Origin of the sequence: Algoriphagus confluentis (assembly GCF_036245625.1) — a bacterium.
GTDB lineage: Bacteria > Bacteroidota > Bacteroidia > Cytophagales > Cyclobacteriaceae > Algoriphagus > Algoriphagus confluentis.
In genome coordinates this window covers 178,569-195,855 of sequence record NZ_BTPD01000003.1, presented here as the reverse complement: position 1 = coordinate 195,855, position 17,287 = coordinate 178,569, and the positions used below count along the sequence as shown (strand labels likewise).

Below are 17,287 nucleotides of genomic sequence, written 5' to 3'. Positions count from 1 at the left end.
ATTAATATTTCAAAATCCACAATTCCTCGGAATATTGGGATTTGATCTCGTCGAGTTTCTCAGCAGCAGCTCGGAAGCTGGTAAACTTTCCTATGGCCACCCTGTAATTTTTACTTTCAGTGTAAGGTGATATCAGATACACCTCCGAAGACTTGCCCTGAAAGTCAGGAATCAGCTTTAATGCGTCAGCTTCTGATGGCACACTGCCCACGATAATAAAGTACTGCGGCCTTTCTGCCTGAGATTCTATACGGATCAAATTTCCACTGATATTCTGGGCAATTGTTGTACCAGATTGAGCGGCTGGTGGATTATTCTCTGAAACTTGAACCTCTTCTACTTTAGCTACTTCATTATCAGCAGGTTGAATAGATTCATTAGAAGTGATTTCAGGTTGCATCTGTTCTGTAGATGGAGTATCCTTGACCTCCTGGACTGAGGATGAATTCGTGGTGACTGGTGAATCAGTCTGTCTTGTCTGTAATAATATTTGCCACACCAACACTGCGAAGATGGCTGCGAAAAGGACAAAAACGAGCCAAGCCCATGTCGGAGTACCTTTCTTTTTGTCCTGAACTGGTGTAGACGGCGAAGCTTTTGAAAAAGACTCAGCTACTTTTTTGCTTTCTTTTTTTTCAGTGGAAACCGAACTAATTGGCTTTTCTATTTCTGCCTGAACAGGATTTTGAATTGCCTCTGCACTAAAAGATTCAACCGGTTTTCTATTCTTCTTTGGATTGGCTTGCAAAGGTTTAATCTCCACCCATGGCAATCCAAAATCTTTGGGATCAGTCCACTGCTTTTTATCGGATCCTTTTGTATTCATCTTCAGTCTGGAAAAGCTACGAAACTAACCCAAAGGAATGGAAAGCCCAACCCTTTGTTCAGGATATTCAGAATTTAAGGCTGGCTCCACCGATCAGCTGTACACCTCGCACAGGATAATTAAGCCATCTCATGTTCTTTCCATTGGTCAGGTTGTTTCCTTCTGCAAATACAGAAATTCGGTCGGTGATTTTGAAATCAGCCTTGAGTTGTAGATCAGCTATCGTTTTCAGATTAATTGTCTCGTATACCAGTTCAATTTCCGGAGGAGAAATAGCCCGTATACTTGCATCTCCTCTCGCCTTGATTCCTCCCATAAAGTTCAGATTGGCCTGAATAAGTAATTTTTCAACAGGCTTGATTTGATTGTTGACCGAAAAAGTCCAAATCGGTCGATGCCAAGCCTCTTGCTGAACAGACAAGTCGTATTGATACAGGTCGAGACGAGTACCCAACGTATACGTATCTGAAAACTTAAAACCTAATTCTGCATTTAGATTGGCCACTGTGGACCGATTATCATAGACCAATTCAAATCTTGCCGTATCCGATTCGGAATTGGCAAAAAGGTGGAGCTGATTGTATCTGCTCACATCTATCCCTGCTCGATAGTGAAATACTCCCTGAAATTGCCCCTCAATACCGGCAGCTATTTTATAATTATTGACAGTATTCAGCAATTGATCGCTTGGGCCCAAAAAAGGATTTTCCTGAACAAAGGAAAAGTAAGTGTTTCGCTGAACGTCCCCTGAAAACTCTCCATAAAAGCCAAACTCTTCTGCGAATTGGTAACTGGCTTTCAAAACAGGGAAAATCCGAAAATCACTGGATTTATCAGGAATGGAGTCATTTTCTGAAACCACATTCAATCCTGCTGAAAACCTGAAATCTCCATAGGTATAATTGACCCGAGGTCGAATCGCAAAATAATTTCTGGTCACTTGATAGGTGGAATCTTCAGGATTGGTGGAGAAGTACTCCAAGCCTAAACTGCCAGACCAATCGGCTGCAGGGTTGAATTTGACCAGGCCGGAAATGCCTATTTCATTTTCCCTGGCTAAATAACTGTCTTTGAAATTTCTGAAGCTAACCTGTGCCTCGTAGCCCAATGGACCCACTTTTTGGATATCCCGTATTCCTGCAGCTATCTGAAAGTGATTTTGAACGTTGCCCTGGATGATTTCTATCGGATCCTCTGAAACGAAGTTGGGATCAACTCCATAGAAGGAATATTTATCCTGAGCCCATTTCATGCTTCCGAAAACTTCTGCACTTTCCAGAAAATAGCTGATATCTCCACTAAGGACAGTATGAGACTCCGGACTTTCTTCCTCCTGAATTGTCACGGGCCCTTTTCCAAAACTCTGATGCTTGAAACCAACCGCAAAATTGATCGGGTCCGAGCTGGTAGACATGTACCTTGCTTCCAGCAAAGGAGAAGCAAAATTCCCATATCCAGCTCTGACAAAACCCGGATAGAGATCCAAATTCGGTTTTCTGTAATTCTTTTGCACCGCTGTAGGCTGTACCTGTAGTGCAGGAATGGTCAGAAAATAAGGAGTCATGTTGTACACAAAATCCTGCATGCCTTGCGACTGAGGCAGGACTGGCAAGCGTTCAAAAGATCTAGGCTGTGTAGGCACGGTCAAAACCCGGTCTTTTCGGATCACAAATTCCTGATCCTGCACCTCTCCTCTTTGCTGGGTTTGAGCCTGAAGTGAAGAAATGCCCAAGAGGGTCGTTCCTGTCAGGAGGAAAATCAAGAGCCTCATTTTCATAGTTGGTTCAGCGTTTTAAGTTTGGACTCAGCTTCTGCTTTGATTTCTGGATCGTTGGAATTCTCCACGATGGATTCCAGAGTAGCCTTAGCTTGGAATTGCTCTCCGGTTTTGAGGAAGTTATCAGCCAGCAGTAGGAACATCTTTCCATACCAATACCCATAATCCACAAAAGGACCTGAATTTTCAAAGATGGCATCATTGGATTGCTGATATTCCTGCTTCTCCTGAAGGGAAAGTGCCAAAAGATATAATCCTTCTGCACCTTGCACTGTCTTAAAATCAGCAATCAAAGTTTTCAACGTGGCCTCGGAAGCAGGTAGTTGTCTGAGCTGTTTTTGGGCTTTTGCCTTGGTCAAAAGGGCTGTAGGGGTAGTTTCTGGCAGAATTCCGTCCAGAGTCGCCAATTGGTCAGCATAGGTAATAGCAGCCGGATATTTCCCAACAGCAAAATTCGCAATCATCAAACCTTGGACCGCTTCAGCTTCTTCGACTTTGTTTCTGGCATTCTGTGCAGCGGTTTCCAGATAAGGAATTGCAGCTGCATAGTCCCCTTTTTCCAAGGCCAAAACTCCCATTTTTTGCATGGCCCTTACCCGCTGAGGAGAGGCAGGTTCCCGTTCAAGCTGCTTAAAGAAACCTAAAGCACGTTCCGTATCTCCTGCCTGAAGGAAAGCATCCCCTGCAAAGTAGAGTGCATCGGCCTTTTGTGCAGATTGGGGATACGAACGAAGGTAACTTTCAAATTCTCGGGCTGCCTGAGCATAGTTTTTATCCAAATACAAGCTTTTAGCTGCTTCGTACTCCAGAGATTGGACATTCCCAGCACCGGGATTGGAATTCTTATAGCGAGACAGGTAATCGCCAAATTCGGCAGACCTACCCTGCAAAGCCAAAGTTTCCTGAAGCCCTTTTAGTGCTGTCTCTGAGTTTTGGGAATTGGGGTGCTGATCGATGATGGATTTGTAGTCGGCTATGGTCTGCTCGTAATTTCTTAGGGAGAAATTGGCCACTGCCCTGCCCTCCAGAGCAAATGGCACAAATGGAGAATTAGGCCTGCTACTGATCAGATCGGTAAACGCTCGTGAAGCTTCTTGATACCTCAGTTCCTCCAGATTAATCTGCCCTTTCTGAAACATCGCATCTTCCCTGTACAAACTGGATGGAAATCCAGAAATCAGCCGATCCAGATTGGAAAGTGCCTCCATATTTTTGGTTTGAAAGTTTTGTACTACCGCCAGTCGGAAATAGGCATAATCGATACCTGAATTTTGCTCACTGATTGCCCTGTAAAAGGTCGCTTCTGATTCGGAAAACTTCTTTTGCACGTACTGACAATCCCCAAGCCGGAGCAGAGCATCGTCGTAATATTGCTTTTCCGAAGCAGATTGGAGTTTTTGAGTGTAAGCTCTAAACTGTTCCTCAGCTTTAGGATACTGCTTGGAGTTGAAATAAGCATAGCCCAAACCATAGTGGGTCTTGATCAAAAAGGGATGATTGCTTGCCGGATTGAGTGCTCTCACCGCCTCATAGGCGCGTATGGCCTGAGGCAGGTTACCATCTGCAGTCAATATCTCTCCTTTCCAAAAATGCGTTTCCAAAAACAAATCCCGATCTACCGGAAAAGCCTGTGACTTATCCAAGTAAGTAAGGGCTGGCTTGAACTTTTGGTCTCTGTAATAAACCATGGCTTGATAAAAAGCCACCTTCTGATAGGCACTTTGGATACGGGGGGATTTGGTGCGGATTTTATCCATCTGCTCGATCGCACGCAGGTAATCATTGGTATTGATCAGGGCCTCAGAAAGCAAGGTCTCAGCCTCCCCCTTGAATTTTCCAGAGGGATAGGTATCCAGGTACTCGTCAAGGGTCGAAATAGCCGTTTGGAAACTCCCTCTCTGAAGATTGGTTTTGGCATAATTGAACAGGGATTCTTCCTGGATTTGTCGGTTGAAACTAGCCTTGGATGCAGCTTGAAAACTGGTTGATGCAAAAGGATAATTATCCAATTTCAAATAGGCATGACCTAGGTAAAAACTGGATGCCTGACCGATTTCATCCGTTGCGGATGCGGATACTTTGAGGTAGTCTGTGGCTCTTTGGTAATTTCCGGTTTCGAAGAAAGAAATACCCGCCTTGTACACTTCTTCGCGGGAAAGCGTCCCTTTTTTTGCATTGATAAAAGCGTCGTAGTTTTTGGAAGCGTTGGCAAAATCTTTCTTGGCATAGTAGGACTCAGCCAGAAACAAATGAATAGTCTCTCTCCTATCCAGATTTTGACCGGAAGCCAATAGCGGTTCTGCGTAGCTGATCGCCTGATCGTATGCTCCCTGCTGATAGTACAGCGCAGTTAAGAGATAAGGAACTTTGGTGGCGTATTCTGAAGATTTGGATGCGGCCTGAAGGTCAGCTATGGCTTTGGTGTTGTTTCCTTGCTCTAGGGCGATAAACCCACTGTAGTAATAAGCATCCGCACTGATGGGTTGATTCAGACCTTTTGCCTGATCAAAGAATGGAGCCGCTTTATTGTAGTCCTTCAGCTGAAAATGGGAATAGCCCTGTTTGAACAAAACATCCGCCCGCTCTGAAGGGCTAAGACTCTCAGGCTGTATCCATTCAAATGCTTCAATTGACTCCTTGTAGTTTCTTTTGTAGAAAAAATGATCTCCCAGATACAAGCCCGCCATGGCCACTGAAGGGTGCTTTCCATGTTCGAGGATATAGGCTTTCATCAATCCGGGTCCTGCTGGGCTTTCCAGCTCCAAGGCACTCATGGCCAGGTAGAGTTCGGCTGACTTTTGCTGCTCGCCTGATAGCGTGGCGTGCCGGAGAAGTCTGGAGTTTTCGAAGGAAGAAGCGGAAAAAAGCTGTTTGTCAAAAAATTCCAGATTCTGATCCAAATAGACTTGGCTGCCGGACTGATACAAGGTCGATTGGGCAGAGACACTAAGGCTCACACTTAGGCCCAACAAGGCGAAAAGGCAGTTTTTCATGCGTTTACAGTTGGTTTAATAAAGTCACATAAATTCGACTGGGAGCTGCAATGATTTCGAATTCATTCCAAAACCACCTAAGCAAAACAGGGAATGGGGAGTGAAATTTGGCTTGATTGCCAGGATGACAATTGGCTGGATCAATGCAAAATCTTGTACACCAGTTCTCGGAGGATTTCCCCTTCAGTCATGCTGCCGGAGTCTACTCCTTTGAAGCGAACATCCGCTTCCCTGATATAGCCGAATACATCAATTACCTTGCCCAAATTGTAGTTTCGGGCTGCTACCCAATATTCTTTCGAAGCGACCGGGTGAACCCCAATAGTACTGGCTACTTGGGACTCCGAGGAGATACCGGATTTGTGAATCAGGGCGATTTTGGAAAAATAGGAGTAGAAGAGGGAAAAAATGGGAATAACAGGATGGGCTTTTGGATTTTGTAAAAAATAATGAATGATTTGATTGGCTTTGGCAATGTCTTTAAACCCAATGGCCTTGGTGAGTTCAAAATTGTTGTAGTCTTTGTTGATCCCGATGTACTTGGAAATATGATCCGAGTTGAAAGTCGTGGATTCTGTGAAGTTAATCAGCATTTTACCCACTTCATTGGTCATCACTTCCAGGTTGTTGCCAATAGAATTGGACAGCAGCTGAGCAGCCTTAGCATCAATCTGATGGCCCAAACTTCTGAAATAGCCCTCAACCCACTCAATCAGTTTCCAGTCTTTGACTTTTTCGGATTCTACGAATACAGCTTTTTTATCCAGTTCCTTTTTCAGGGCTGACCTTCCGTCCAGCTTTTTATGCTTATGCGCAAAAACCAATATGGTACTGGGCAAGGGATTAGCCAAATAGCCCATCAACAGCTTTTGAGCGTCTTCTTTTCCCCAATCGGGAATACTTTGCGCCTCCTTGACCAGGACCAGCTGCCGCTCGGCCATCATGGGAAATTTCCGTGCATTACTCAGCACAACGTTCATCGGGGAATCTTTGCCATAAATCACCAGCTGATTGAATCCTCGCTCAAATTCCGGGATCGCATGCTTTTCAATGAAGTCGGAAATCAAGTCAATAAAATAAGGTTCTTCGCCCTGCAAAAAGTATATCGGGGCAAACTTATTCGCTTTCAGGTCTTTGAGAACAGCTTCTGGGGTATGGGCCATATTCTTTGAAATCTCCGGACCTTAAAGATAATAGCCCACTTCATTTGGGTACAAAATCACCTGAAATAAACTTTGATTTCCTTTTCGGGGTTTACCTTTGTGAGACCCAAAAGTTGATAACATGAATTTTGAGAAAGGCTTTAATCTGTACAAAGAGGGAAAATTTGAGGAAGCTTTGGAATGTTTTAATCAGTTGATCGAAAAAGAAAGTGGAAAAACCGAGCTTCACCTTTACCGAGGAAGAATTCTATCCCGGCTCGGAAAAGGGGACGCAGCCTTGGAGGATTTTGATCTATTAGTTCAGATAGAGCCATACAATACAGACTACATCAGTGACCGAGGGGTGGTCTTGCATCTTCTGGGAAGAAATCAAGAAGCTTTGGCGGAGTTTGATCGGGCAGCCAATTTGGACCCCAACAATCCCTACCGATACAGCAGCAGGGCTTTTTTCAAGGATCGAATCGGAGATTTGGCCGGTGCGATTGAGGACTATGACAAGGCCATCGAGCTGGATCCTGAAGATGCGGTGGCACACAATAACAAGGGGCTGGTTGAAGAGAAAATGGGCTATCGCGAAATGGCGAAAAAGAGCTTCAGCAAAGCGGATGACTTGGTGGGCTACAAGCCCGAGTCCAAACGCCCGGAACTTCCACCTATTGGGACTTCCTCAAAGAAAGCAGAAACCCCGGTACAATTGCTCAAAGCAACTGAAGATCGAAAATTAAACGTAGATCATTTTTGGAAAACTTTCCTGTCCGTATTTACAGACAAGGGGTCCAGAAAGGAATTCATGAGTTTTGTAAAAGGTCTGTTTTCTGGAAATAAGCCTAAAAACTCTTGATTACCCAAAGAGGCTTGCTGAGAAAATAGGACATTTTCTTTGAGATATTTTTAGTAAACACCTTTTGAAAAAAACTCTTCTTTTTACTCAAGGTGACAAGCATATCTCCTTTGGCTACTTGAAGGTAATTTTCCAGCGCCAAAGCCAAATCGTCTCTGTAGGATTTCAGCACATAGTTCACTTTATCGTATCGGACAAAGGGCCTGATTTCTTCTACCATAGTTTCGTGCAAAGTTTTGTCCATGATCTTTAAAGAAGTGGAGACATGGACAAAATCAACCTCTGCTTTAAAAAAACCAGCCATTTCCACTACTTTTTGAATTGCTAGTTTGTCCTCCTCCAGGTAATCGGAGGCAAAAACAAGTTTTCTTGGGGTTTTAAAAAAAACTCTACGGGGTACGATCAAAATATCCCGATCGGAATTTTCAACCAATCGGGAAGCCCGACTTCCAATGATGTTTTCTCTCAATTCATTGATTCCTTCCGTACCCGCCACGATTAAATCCGCCTGAACGGATTTGGAAAACTCCAAGACACCTTGCACGATTCCGCCTTCACGAATGGCCGTTTCACAACTGTAAAGTCCCTTGGACTCACTTTCTTTCCACACGGCGTCTTGCAGATTGTTTAGCTTTTCCTGAACAAATTCTTCCTGATACCGGCCATGGGTATCTTCGGGAGACATTTTCTGGTAATCCTCCCGATTGAGCACATGAAAAAGAAATAGTCGTCCCTGGTACTTCTCTCCCAATCGAGCGGCATACTCAATGGCATTTAATGAACATTCCGAAAAATCTGTTGGACATAAAATAGTGAACCGTTTTTCCATAAGAAAATCAATAACCTTTATCGCGGTCAACGATATTCAGCAGATCGAGGTTGGATTTCATTCTTCTGAAATTTTCAATTATTTGAGGACCTGCTGCCTCAGGATTGGTCACACTGGCAATATGAGGAGTACAGAGGATTCTGCTTTCCTCCCAAAATGGATGATCTTCAGGCAAAGGCTCTTTTCGGTAGACATCCAGCATCGCACCAGACAGGTAACCTTCGTCCAATGCAGGAATCAAATCTTCTTCGATCAGATGCTTGCCCCGAGCCACGTTGATGAGATAAGTGCCCGAATTACATTTTTTGAATAGCTCAATATTTAAAATTCCTTCTGTCTCTGGAGTTAAAGGAAGAAGGCAGATGAGGACATTGATTTCTGAAAGGAAATCATCCATTTGATCACGGGAAAAATAGGGATAGGGGAAATCCTTTTTTAGCGTAAATCCCAAACCATAAACGGGGAACCCCAAGTAATGAAGCTTATCCATCACATCCCCTCCCAAAGCCCCAACGCCCATCACTCCTACTTTAACGGGAATCTCAGGATTGGACATATCCCAAACGCTACGCTTTTGATCTGCCTGATAGCGGGTGATCTGACGATGAAAATTAAGTACTCCGGTCACCACATAGTTCGTCATAGACCAGGTCAGCTTTTCATCGACGATCCTTACGATCGGCATGGACTCAGGGACGGCTGGATCACTGAGAATATGGTCTACCCCTGCGCCTAGTGAACTGATCAGTTTTAAGTTGGGAAAATTGGAAAGATAGCCGGGCGGATGCTGCCAAAGTAAGGCCATTTCCACCTCTTCAGGTCTTTCTATTTCAGGATAAACCTGAATATCCAGGTCTGTTTGGTACTTTTTTAAAACATTTATCCAAATTTTAGGATCTCTTCCTGGACTGATTATGGCAATACTCATTGATCAAAAAGGTTGAGTAGTAAAATTAACGGAATCCTCTCCCCGAAAAAAATACAAGTGAAATTTAAGCAGAAAGGCTAAGCATAAAAAGAAAGAATTGCCCCAAATTGCAGAGTTTTGGAACCTCGACTTTCCAATCTGAATTAGAGAATAAACTTAACCTCATAAAAAAATCATGCAAACCAAATTTAGAATTTCTTTAGTAGCCTTTCTTCTGCTGGCATCGATGACTTTTGCTCAGCAAATCCCCATGCCACAAGCAAGTCCAAGTGCTAGAATTTCCCAAAAAGTGGGACTTACAGACGTGACCGTAGATTACAGTCGGCCCAGCACCAAAGGAAGAAAAATTTTTGGAGAGCTTGTTCCATATGGTGAAGTCTGGAGAACAGGTGCCAATGGTGCCACCGTACTAACTTTTTCTACTGAAGTAAGTATTGCAGGAAAAAAAGTACCCGCCGGCTCGTATGCCTTGTATTCCATTCCGGGAAAGAGTACTTGGACTCTTATCCTTAGCAAAAACACCAATCTTTGGGGTTCAATAGGATACAATGCAGATGACGACTTGCTGAGATTTTCGGCCACCCCTGGTAAAACCAGCAAAAAATACGAAACCTTCGAAATCACTTTCAATAACCTCACGGATAACAGTGCTGACTTGTCACTAAAATGGGAACAAACCCGAGTGGACTTCAAAATCACCACTGAAGTAGACCCAATCGTCATGGGAGAAATCCAAAAACAGGTAATCGATGCCAAGACGACTGATTCAGCCCTGCTTTACCAAGCAGCGAACTACTACTTTACCAATAAAAAGGACATGGATCAGGCCTATTCCTGGATCAAACAGTCTACCGATCAGGATCCGAAATATTGGACCATGCATCTGAGAGCAAAAATTGAATTGGCAATAGGCTTAAAATCGGAAGCTGTAGAATCTGCCACCAAATCCAAGAACATGGCTGTTGAGGCAAAAAATCCAGACTATGTAGGTCTAAATGAACGCCTGATCAAAAGTGTCAAATAATCTGAGTCTTATCTTAAAACCAAGAAAAATGCTTTTGGAAGTTCTCCAAAGGCATTTTTTATTTCTTAAGGATCAGTTGAAGAAAAGCACCTACCCCCATGACAGCCAAACACCCGATGGCATTGTACCAAAGAAAACCGATATCCCAATACATCCCAAAAAGGCCTATTCCATTCCAAAAATGAATGACCAAAATCAAGGCCTGGGAGAAAAGAGCCGCCAAGAAAACTGCTTTTCCTTTGATCCATTTCATGAAAAATCCAACCAGGAAAATCCCCAAAATCGTTCCATAAAACAGGGACCCCAAAAGATTGACCGCTTGGATAAGATTTTCAAAAAGAGATGCATAGGTGGCAAACAAAATGGCTCCCAGTCCCCAAAAAGCAGTAAAAATCTTTGAGGAGAACAGATAGTGTTGGTCAGAAGCTTCTTTTTTCAGGGAGCGCTTATACAAATCAATGGTACTGGTCGAACCCAAAGCATTCAGTTCGGAGGCGGAGGAAGACATCGCCGCAGAGAAAATTACCGCAAACAAAAGCCCAACCAAGCCTTGAGGCAGATAATCCATCACAAAGCGCATGAAAACATAGTCGGTATCTCTGGTTTCAGCAGTTGGATCATTTTGGAGGATTAAGGATTTGACTTCATCCCGGATTTCGCTTTGTTCCGACTTGATTTCTTTGATCCGCTCCCTAAACGCTGCAATTTTGAGATCATCCTCCCCTTCTACCGCCTCCAGCATAGCCTGATAGGCCATTTTTCCTTCCTGAAAGCTTCTGGAATAATCTTCTTCCAGCTTACTATAGTCGGAAGCATAAGGGCTTTGTTGGAGCTTTTCGGTCTGCACTTTATTGAAAACCACAGGAGGCTGGGTGAATTGGTAAAACACAAAGACCATGACCCCGATAAAGAGGATTAAAAACTGCATAGGAATTTTCAAAAAGCCATTCATGATCAGCCCCATTCTACTTTGTGTCAGAGTCTGTCCGGAAAGGTAGCGTTGCACCTGGCTCTGATCCGTACCGAAATAGCTTAGGAATAGGAAAACGGCCGCTGTCATTCCCGACCAGATGTTATATCGGTCAGAAAGGTCAAATTCAAAACTAACCACGTTCAGTTTATCCATCTTTCCAGCCACATGGAGAGCTTCCTGAAAGGAAATAGGCAAGAGCTGAATAACGATGATTCCGGCTAAAATCATCCCTCCCATCATCACAGCCATTTGCTGCTTTTGGGTTATGGAAACGGCTTCTGTCCCTCCAGAAACGGTGTAGACGATGACCAATACCCCGATTAGGACATTGGTGAAGGTTAGATTCCAGCCGAGGAGGGTGGAAAGAATAATGGCCGGAGCATAGATCGTAATTCCTGCCCCCAATCCCCGCTGAACTATAAAGAGCAGAGCAGTAAGCGTACGGGTCTTGAGGTCAAATCTCCCCTCCAAATACTCATAGGCTGTGTACACTTTGAGCTTGTAGTAAATCGGGATGAAGCTGACCGAAATGATAATCATGGCCAAGGGCAGACCAAAATAGAATTGGATAAAACGCATCCCATCCTCGTAAGCCTGCCCGGGAGTACTAAGGAAGGTGATCGCTGAGGCCTGAGTTGCCATAATCGATAGGCCGATCGTCCACCAGTTCATCGAATTCTTGCCTCGGAGGTAGGCATCCAAATTCTTCTTGCCTCGGGTCTTGTAGACGCCAAAAGCCACAATGGAAATCAAAGTCCAGAATAAAACTACCCAATCCAGAGTGCTCATTGGTAGGCTAGGGTTAACCAATAAAAAAGCGCAATCATCAGCACAAGACTTGCCATCAAAAGAAGGTAGACTTTACGCCAACGAATTTGAGTTTCGCCCACTTTATTGCTCGATTAGGTTGATAAATAATTTAATCGCACCCGGAACCCCTGCCGGTAGCTGTCGGAAGAAAGATATCCCCGTGTATACGAAGGTTCCATTCCCAAACTTCGTGTAGATTAATGCGCCTTGAGAAGCTTTTTCTTCAGGATCCTGCATGGTCAAAGGACTGCTGTAATTCTCATCCGGATTGGAGGCAAAATAGAGGCCCCTTTCTTGTACCCATCCAGAGAAATCGGATTCCTTGATCGGATTAGGTCCCGCCATTACAGGATGACTCCAATCGGCAACCACAGGAGACTCCTGCACGGTGACCCGATCTCTTCCGATGGTAAACGGATAAGGGCCCAACTGATTGATTAGCAGTGGAGAGCTGGTATTGTACTGAACAATCAAATTCCCTCCGGATCTTACATACCCCATGAGTGCCTGCTGATTAGCCGCCAACTCTGAATTGGTATTATATGCTCGGATACCGACAATCACTGCCTTGAACTGGCTAAGGTAATCCACAGAATAATCTCCTGGACCGATCATGGTCACTTGGTACCCTAAGGCAGAAAGAACACCTGGCACATCATCCCCTGCTCCGGGAATATACCCGATTTTCGCTGAAGAGACTTTCCAATCGGCTTGTATCAAATTAATGGATGCAGGGATAAAGTAAGTCAAATTAGGGATATGTTTATAAGAGATCGTCTTGGTGGTCTGATTGTATGTCTTTCCCTCTGCTGTGGTGAATCGCGCAGTGACTACCTTTTTTCCGATTCCATTGGGTAAAAAAGCTACTTGATAGATTCGCTTTTTTTGAAAAGCAACATCCTCAATACTCAAAATCCGAAATTGGGATGGGTCTATTCCTTCAAAATCCAGGTTCCCTTCCAAGAATTGATCTCTGAAATTAACCGTGACTGTAACGGTTGGCTCAGCACCAGATATCAAGAAAACATTGTCTTTAGATACGGTCAAATCAACTTCGGGGACTATAATAAACGGCTGCTTGATTTCTCCATCCACCTGATCATTGTATTTATAAAAAAGTTGAACAGGTAACTCAAACTTTTGATCACTGATCGTAAATGAAAGGTCGCCTCCGATAATTTGGGTGGAAAAGGGAACTCCGATATTTTTTTGATTGGAAACTGAAAATATGGCTCCATCTAATGGCTCCTTCAACCAGTACGGCTGAGAATAAGAAATTTCCTCAGGAATTTTTAATTCAATAGGAAGCTGGACTGTTTCATTTTCTTTGGTGTTTTTGCCAACATAATAGGTTTCAGATACTTGAAAGGTAACATCCTCAATTTCCAAAAAAGAAGGGTTGTTCAAAATCAGCTCGGTAGATATACTTTCTCTAGGGAAACCAATTTCCTTTCGGGTAATGTACTCGTATTCAAATCCTAATGCTTTAAAGATGGTTTGATCCAATTTTTCAATCTTCTCTTTTAGCCAGGTTTCCTCTGAGTTCAACTCTAGCATGGATTTTCTCAAGTCCAGCATGGCAGGTACATTTTGATCCGGCTGGATAAAATTGAAATTTTCAATCAGTTCTTCAATTTTGTTTTTCACCTCTTTACCACCGGATATACTTACCCATCTATCCAATACACCTTCAAAAGGTGAATCAACATAGGTCTCCCCTCCTACTTGCTCGATAAAATCTCTGGCTCTTCCGCTACCTGCTGTGGATCCAAAACCCTGGGATTTATGCATCGTTCTGCTGTCTGCGGCAATTTGATGATAGGTTTTTCCAAGAAGCGGATCAAAACCTCCTACTTCGAAAGCATGGTACTTTTTCCCTTCTTCCGGCTCAAATTCCCCGCGGAAATTATAGGCATTGAAGAATATCCGCTTGGGAGACCATACAGAAACATACTTTAATTGTTCTGGAAAAGCATCTTCTTTACCAGCAAGCTCAAAGGCCTCTCCTGCCAAAATCGCTGAAGTCGTATGATGCCCGTGAGTAACACCAGGAATGGTATTAAATCTTGTGATAATAATATCGGGCTGAAACTTTCGAATTGCCCAGACTACATCTGCCAAGACTTTTTCCTTATCCCAATTCTGGAGCGTTTCAGTAGGATTTTTGCTAAACCCAAAATCCATAGCGCGGGTGAAATATTGCCTTCCTCCATCTGTAGCCCGGGCTTTTAGAAGTTCCTGGGTGCGGATTTGACCCAATTCCACTCCAAGCTCCTTTCCTATCAGGTTCTGTCCTCCATCTCCCCGGGTCAGACTCAAATAGGCCACCTCTGCATGTTCTCCGTTAGCCAAATAGGCAATGAGGCGGGTATTTTCATCATCTGGGTGGGCTGCCACATACAGAACACGCTTGGTTTCATTGAGCTGAAGTAGCTGATGATAGATTTGTGAGGACGGAAGTGATTGAGCAAAACCGTTACAAATCCATGCAAACAGAATCACAACCGTGGATAGTAGGCAATTTTTGGGTTTGAGCATAGTTGGCTGAATATACTCCGAAAGCTATCCCAACTATCCGCGAAAAGAAATCTTTTTTTTATTAATGGAAAAGATTGGATGCAGACATCCGATTACTTTCTTGGGATTGTATAGCCAAGAGTGAATTCAAAAAAGTCTGCTTTTGCTTTGTGAGCTTTGATGGACATACCTGCTGAAAAGTCACTGCCAAACCGATATCGTACTCCGATTCGCTCATAAAACCAGGTGAATTCCTGATTGAGTTCATTTCTATACAAATAGACTCCCAAACCGATCGGAACAAACAATCTAGAGGTCAACTGCCATTCCCAAGATCCGACTACGGCAATGGAAGTTTGGTCCCTAAACGAAAAACTTTCACCCGGAAATCTCAATTCCATTCCTTGAGCCCAAAAGAAATCCAATCCCAATCCCAATCGATATTTGTAAGACGGCTCAATCAGGTAATTGATTCCCAATCCTCCTCTAAAATAGGATGGATCTCCGATCTCATAATTTCTCATCCCGGTGTACAAAGCGAAATTTACAAAGGAGCGAAGCTTTTTTTCAGAAATATCAGGCTTGGTATAATCAAAGGAACTCAATCCACCCAAACCGACATTGACTGCCACATTCAAAGGGAAAAGATTGATCCCTGCATTGGGCTTTTTTGTGGCCCCGTTGGAATAATGCTTCAAACCCAATCCCGCCCTCAAACCTATGCGTTCATTGATTTGGTATTTGGAATAAAAACCAAGATTGACATAAGCATTGATATTTGAGCCTATGTATTGATTTTCAGGGTTGATATCCGGATCGTAGGGGGTGAGATTGAATCCTATTCCCATTTGAGTGTAGTAACCGAAGCTCAATTTTCTGTCCACCCGAGGGAGAGAAAAAGGAATATCCATCCATCCATAGACAGCCATGGGCCTACCTACCTCAGATGTATAAGTCAAGGTAGAATTGAATCCTATCCCAAATACCGGGTATCGATACAAATAGTCAAAATGCGTATTGGACTGACTTCTCCATCCCATCTGAAGATCCAATGCCTTGTAATTGACAAGGTCTTTGATATTGTCCCCCCATTCTGTACCATTGCTAAGCATGGGGCCAGACTCATAGGAAATATTAAGAAATTTTTGACTTTTGGTCTGTGCAAGTATGGAAATGGTAAAAAGCAGGCAGACTAAAGGAAGAAGAATAGCTTTTCTCATTTTCAGCGGATCAAATCCGGTTCAAATAAACTAAATCTAAAGAAAATACTGATGTTCAATTCCATGCATTTTTTTCCTCAGGACTTGGAATCAGAAAAAATAACAGAAAAGAGGCTGTCTCAGGAAATGAAACAGCCTCTTTTGGGTTTTCTAAAGTGAAAGAAAATTAATTATCCATCCAGTTTGCACCCAATCTTTCAGTCAATTTCTGATTGATTTTTTCTGCTTCTGCCGTGTTTTTCAATCGGGTATGTACTTGATAAAGGATGATCAATACATCATTGTTATCCGGCTGGATTTGAGAAGCTTTTTCGAAGTATTTCGCAGCTTCTTTGTAGTTTTCGTCAGCTTTAGCGCCTACGATAGGAGATTGTTTTTCCCACTCTTCGTCAGAAAGGTTATTCAACTCGTTGAGCATCTTGGTTGACATCTCCAGCAACAAAGCTCCCGTGTAGTAGTTGCCTTGATAAAACTCAGGATCTACCTCAGTTGCTTTCTTGTAGTCGGCCAATCCACCTTCCAAATCACCTGCCTGCTCTTTCAAATAGCCAGATCTCAACCAAAGTCCAGCGTTGTTAGGGTCATTCGCCAAAGCATCCTTGATCTGAGCCATGGCCTGATCCATTTTATTCAACTGAAGCAAAAGCTGGATTTCATATTCTGCCAAGACTTTGTCGTCAGGATATTCCTCTCTCGCCTTTTCTACCAAAGCAAAAGCAGCTTCCGGGTCTTTGTCTTCAGAGCTCAAAATCTGAACCATGAAATAATAGGCATTGATTTTATTGTATTCAGGGATTTCAAGAAGGTAGCCGAAGTGTCTTTTTGCATCTTCAAAACGACCTAGATCATTGGCAATAAAGCCTGCGTTATAGTGGATCGTGGAATCCTTTTCATCTACTTTACCCGCCAAATTGAAGAATTCGTAAGCCATTTCGACGTCCTCACTTTCAAATCGCTCCAAAGCTTTGTCAAAAGAAACGTTCTTCAGGGTATTGATAGAATAAGGACGTAGGTTGTCCGGAACTCCAGCAAGATCTTCCTTGTAGATAGCCTTGCCTGCATCGGAGTTTTTATCACTTCCGGCTTTTTCAAAAGCCTCCATGAAGGTATTCAGGGCAGCATTTCCAACTTCCAGTGTACTCATGGTATTGGAAGAATCAGAACCAAACATTTTAGTTTGAATTTGGGCTTTTACCAGATAGGTAGTTGGATCTCCTCCTGTCTCAGGATTGGCAATAGCAGCATCAATAGCAGTAAGTGCCTCGGTGAAGTTGCCTGATTTGAAACCTTTTTCAGCTTCTCTTACCATTTTCTTTTGTCCAAATACAAAAGTGGTAGAAGCTACAAGTGCTAAAGATAAAATTAGCTTTTTCATTCGTATTGTTT

Annotated in this window: 12 protein-coding genes; 2 read left to right on the top strand and 10 right to left on the bottom strand. The window is 43.3% G+C overall.

The genetic code is table 11. From position 1 onward, the window contains the following. Nucleotide 1: 1 nt before the first annotated feature. From AAA943_RS05550 to holA, 4 genes are all read right to left on the bottom strand, one after another. Nucleotides 2-826, bottom strand: coding sequence for an SPOR domain-containing protein (locus AAA943_RS05550; RefSeq protein ID WP_338223237.1), 825 nt, complete (start codon nucleotides 824-826; stop codon nucleotides 2-4). Between the two features lie 67 nt (nucleotides 827-893). Then, on the bottom strand, nucleotides 894-2,603 hold the full coding sequence (locus AAA943_RS05545) for a TonB-dependent receptor (protein ID WP_338223236.1): 1,710 nt from the start codon (nucleotides 2,601-2,603) through the stop codon (nucleotides 894-896). Then, nucleotides 2,600-5,596: a tetratricopeptide repeat protein gene (locus AAA943_RS05540; protein WP_338223235.1), complete on the bottom strand. Its 2,997-nt coding sequence runs from the start codon at nucleotides 5,594-5,596 to the stop codon at nucleotides 2,600-2,602. The genes AAA943_RS05545 and AAA943_RS05540 overlap by 4 nt, the downstream gene beginning before the upstream one ends. 140 nt (nucleotides 5,597-5,736) lie before the next feature. Continuing rightward, nucleotides 5,737-6,759, bottom strand: a complete 1,023-nt coding sequence (holA, locus tag AAA943_RS05535; protein WP_338223234.1) for a DNA polymerase III subunit delta — start codon at nucleotides 6,757-6,759, stop codon at nucleotides 5,737-5,739. 121 nt (nucleotides 6,760-6,880) lie between these two features. Here holA and AAA943_RS05530 point away from each other — a divergent pair, with 121 nt between their 5' ends. Next, entirely contained in the window at nucleotides 6,881-7,600 is a 720-nt protein-coding gene (locus AAA943_RS05530) for a tetratricopeptide repeat protein (protein ID WP_338223233.1), read from the top strand. Here AAA943_RS05530 and AAA943_RS05525 read toward each other — a convergent pair. Then, nucleotides 7,587-8,429, bottom strand: coding sequence for a universal stress protein (locus AAA943_RS05525; protein ID WP_338223232.1), 843 nt, complete (start codon nucleotides 8,427-8,429; stop codon nucleotides 7,587-7,589). The two genes, AAA943_RS05530 and AAA943_RS05525, sit on opposite strands and share 14 nt — an antisense overlap. A 7-nt stretch (nucleotides 8,430-8,436) precedes the next feature. Further along, complete coding sequence (locus AAA943_RS05520) at nucleotides 8,437-9,357, bottom strand: 2-hydroxyacid dehydrogenase (protein ID WP_338223231.1); 921 nt, start codon at nucleotides 9,355-9,357, stop codon at nucleotides 8,437-8,439. A 175-nt stretch (nucleotides 9,358-9,532) separates the two neighbouring features. On the opposite strand from AAA943_RS05520, the gene AAA943_RS05515 reads away from it, so the two are divergent. Continuing rightward, nucleotides 9,533-10,381, top strand: coding sequence for a DUF2911 domain-containing protein (locus tag AAA943_RS05515; protein ID WP_338223230.1), 849 nt, complete (start codon nucleotides 9,533-9,535; stop codon nucleotides 10,379-10,381). Between the two features lie 58 nt (nucleotides 10,382-10,439). On the opposite strand, the gene AAA943_RS05510 is transcribed toward AAA943_RS05515, so the two are convergent. The 4 genes from AAA943_RS05510 to AAA943_RS05495 form a co-directional block, all read right to left on the bottom strand. Further along, nucleotides 10,440-12,143 (bottom strand): sodium:solute symporter family protein, encoded by a 1,704-nt coding sequence (locus tag AAA943_RS05510; protein ID WP_338223229.1) that lies wholly within the window; start codon nucleotides 12,141-12,143, stop codon nucleotides 10,440-10,442. Nucleotides 12,144-12,245: 102 nt separating this feature from the next. Beyond that, nucleotides 12,246-14,702, bottom strand: a complete 2,457-nt coding sequence (locus AAA943_RS05505) for a PIG-L family deacetylase (RefSeq protein WP_338223228.1) — start codon at nucleotides 14,700-14,702, stop codon at nucleotides 12,246-12,248. A gap of 92 nt (nucleotides 14,703-14,794) precedes the next feature. Next, nucleotides 14,795-15,901 (bottom strand): acyloxyacyl hydrolase, encoded by a 1,107-nt coding sequence (locus tag AAA943_RS05500; RefSeq protein ID WP_338223227.1) that lies wholly within the window; start codon nucleotides 15,899-15,901, stop codon nucleotides 14,795-14,797. 166 nt (nucleotides 15,902-16,067) lie between these two features. Continuing rightward, nucleotides 16,068-17,276 (bottom strand): tetratricopeptide repeat protein, encoded by a 1,209-nt coding sequence (locus tag AAA943_RS05495; RefSeq protein ID WP_338223226.1) that lies wholly within the window; start codon nucleotides 17,274-17,276, stop codon nucleotides 16,068-16,070. Nucleotides 17,277-17,287: the final 11 nt, after the last annotated feature.